Source organism: Leisingera sp. F5 (assembly GCF_001593695.1).
On record NZ_LUKH01000299.1, the window covers coordinates 1 to 3006 of the forward strand.

General features: G+C 61.3%; 3 protein-coding genes. All 3 read left to right on the forward strand.

Annotated features, from left to right (window positions below; genetic code table 11):
- The coding region (gene tnpB / locus A2I95_RS29190; protein WP_291735526.1) for an IS66 family insertion sequence element accessory protein TnpB at positions 1-141 on the forward strand (141 nt) is incomplete at its 5' end.
- A gap of 357 nt (positions 142-498) precedes the next feature.
- Positions 499-2586 (forward strand): recombinase family protein, encoded by a 2088-nt coding sequence (locus A2I95_RS29195; protein ID WP_291735524.1) that lies wholly within the window; start codon positions 499-501, stop codon positions 2584-2586.
- Positions 2587-2711: 125 nt separating this feature from the next.
- A partial coding sequence (locus A2I95_RS29200; RefSeq protein ID WP_291735528.1) for a transposase occupies positions 2712-3006 on the forward strand: 295 nt, incomplete at its 3' end.

Genomic DNA, 3006 nt, shown 5'->3' on the forward strand with positions numbered 1-3006 from the left:
GGCCAGGGCTTTTGCCTGTATTACAAAGTCCTGGAGAAGGGTCGTTTCCCATGGCCTGCGGCGACGGATGGCAGCGTGCGTCTGACCGCCGCTCAATTGGCCATACTCTGCGAAGGTGTTTCTGGATACCCCCGTCGGTAATGCTGACGAATCTTTTCCCGAGAACGTTCAGGTGCTTGATCCGCGGCACCCGCTCTATGGGCGCTCGTTCCAGGTTCTTGGCCGATCAAGCTTTCGCAGGGGGAGTTCTTCACCCTTCTACGAGGTTGCATATCGCGATGGGGTCACACTGAATGTGCCTGTGGCGGCGACCGAGCCGCGCGGCTTTCCGCTCGCACCCACAAAACTGAGCGTTGAAGCTTTGTCGGATCTACTGAATGTGGTAGACGTAGGGCATCATGAGCACGGCACCCGAAGATCTTTGGACGACACTGCCGGTGACGCTAAGGCGCCAGATCATCGGCGATATCGCCGTGGTTCTGGCAGAGGTCTTTCGTGATGTCAGAGTTGATTCAGCCGATACATCTGAAACGCAAAGCAGTTGTCTACATCCGGCAGTCGACGCCCCATCAGGTCGTGAGCAACCAGGAAAGCCTGCGGCTCCAATACGCGCTACGCCAGCGCGCCCGCGACCTCGGATGGCATGAAGCCGACATTGAAGTGATCGACGCTGATCTCGGTCTGAGCGGCGCCTCGGCCGCACATCGCAGCGGGTTCCAGGAACTTGTCGGCCGCGTCGGGCTCAGCGAAGTGGGGATCATCCTGTCCATCGATGTGACACGGCTCGCACGCAACTGTTCCGATTGGTATCCTCTTCTCGACATCTGTGGGTTGCGGGGCTGTTTGATCGCCGATCGCGACGGTGTCTATGATCCCGGCAGTGCCAACGGGCGACTGCTGCTTGGCCTCAAGGGAACCATATCCGAACTGGAGCTGCATACGATCCGCAGCCGCCTGACGGCCGGCCTCATCGCCAAGGCACAGCGTGGGGAGCTTGCTGTCACCTTGCCGGTCGGCCTCGTGCGGGCCCCCTGCGGCGTGGTGTTGAAAGACCCCGATACGGCTGTTCAGGACCGTCTTGGCCTTGTGTTCGAACTCTTTCTGAAGCTGCGCAGCATCGCCAAGGTGATGCGCATGCTGAATGCGCGTGACCTCGATCTGCCACGCAGGGACCGGCACGGCGAGTTGCACTGGGCGCGCGCGACGGTTTCTGCGGTCGCTGCGATCTTGAAGAATCCCGCTTACGCAGGCGCTTTCGTCTACGGCCGAACCCGCATGAGGGACCCGTCCCCGGACAGCCGGTCTTCGGCAAAAGCAAAAGTGGCGAGACCTCTCGAGGAATGGCGTATCGTCGTGAAGGACCGATATCCGGCCTATATCGATTGGCCGACCTATGAGAAAATCCGCAGCATCGTGAGCGACAACCGGGCCGAATACATGCGCACCAAGACAAGAGGCATCCCCCGCGACGGCGACCTTCTCTTGCATGGCATCGTGTGGTGCGGACGCTGCGGCCACAAGATGTATGTTCGATACAAGGGCGGCGGAGAGTATGTCTGCAGCCACTTGCGCACCCATTCCGGCTTGCCCACTTGCCAGCATATCCGGGCCGAGGCAGTGGACGCCGCTGTTGCCGAGGCCTTCCTGTCCGCGCTGGCCCCTGCGGAACTCGATGCCCTGTCGCGCGCCCGCCGGGCTCAGAGCAAAGTCGACAGCGCCTTGCGTGCAAACGCAGAACGCGAAGTTGAGCGCAAACGCTATGCAGCGGCCCTGGCACAGCGACAGTACAATCGCGTCGATCCTGACAACCGTCTTGTCGCCGCCGAACTTGAGCGCCGCTGGGAAAGCGCGCTGATGGAGGTTCGAGCGGCGGAGGCCGCGCTGGCCGAGCAGTCCGCACAGCAACCGACCGCGCATATGGCAATGGACAAGGCCTTCACCGGCAAGGTGGTGGCCTTGGCCGGACGTCTGCCGCAAATCTGGGCGGATCCCGCCACCACCGATGCACATCGCAAGTCGCTATTGCGCTGCCTGGTGGACAAGGTGGTGCTCGACCGAACGCCCGAGAGCGCGCTGGTCCGCATCGTTTGGCGCGGCGGTGCGGTGACCGAGCTCGACATCAAGATGCGGGTAACCGCAATCGCGAAACTCGCACGGGGCGCCGAAATGCGGGTGCGCCTGCTTGAACTGGCAAAGGCTGGCGTGCCCGACGATGAAATCGCCCGCGTTCTCACCACCGAGGGACACCGCTCGGCACACTGTGCCGACAAGGTTCTCCCTGTCACCGTGCAGCGTATCCGGCTGGCCGAAGGCATCAAGGCGCCTCCCTCGTGCCGGCGGTGGAACCACGATCCTAGCTACCTGAGCACAACGGCTCTTGCTGCAAAGCTGGGGATCCCGGTCAACTGGCTCTATGTCCAGATCAGGAAAAAGCGCCTGCTTGTCGACCCGCAGCCGACCGGTGCTTACCTGTTTCCCGACACGGCAGTTGTTTTGGACGGCGTACGGGACCTTCGAAATCACATCATCAACGAACTGGATTTGAGAATCTGTCAGCTTGACGATAGGGGGTATCAACATGGGTGATCGAGGGAGGGGATCGACTGACGCAGGCCGGATTGGGGCACGCCACCAGCCCGGACGGGCTGATTTATCTCTCTGGAATCGTTTGTTTTTATGGCGTCCGATCTGGGAGAATGGTATCCACCACCATGTCCGTAGAAGCCACGCCTCTCCCCAATGATCCCGCCGTTCTGAAGGCGATGATCGCCGCGTTGCAGGCGGAAAACCAGAAGATGTCCACCAGTTTGCGGGCGCATGATCTGCTGGTTCAGGCGCTGCGCGTCCGGATTGCCAGATTGCAGAAGCAGAAATTCGGCTCCAGTTCGGAAAAGATCGAGCGGGAGATCGAGCAACTGGAACTGGCGCTGGAGGACCTGCAGGTTGCGCTCGCCGAGGCGGATGAACTGCCGCCGGATGGCGACGATGAGCCGGAGACGGACAACC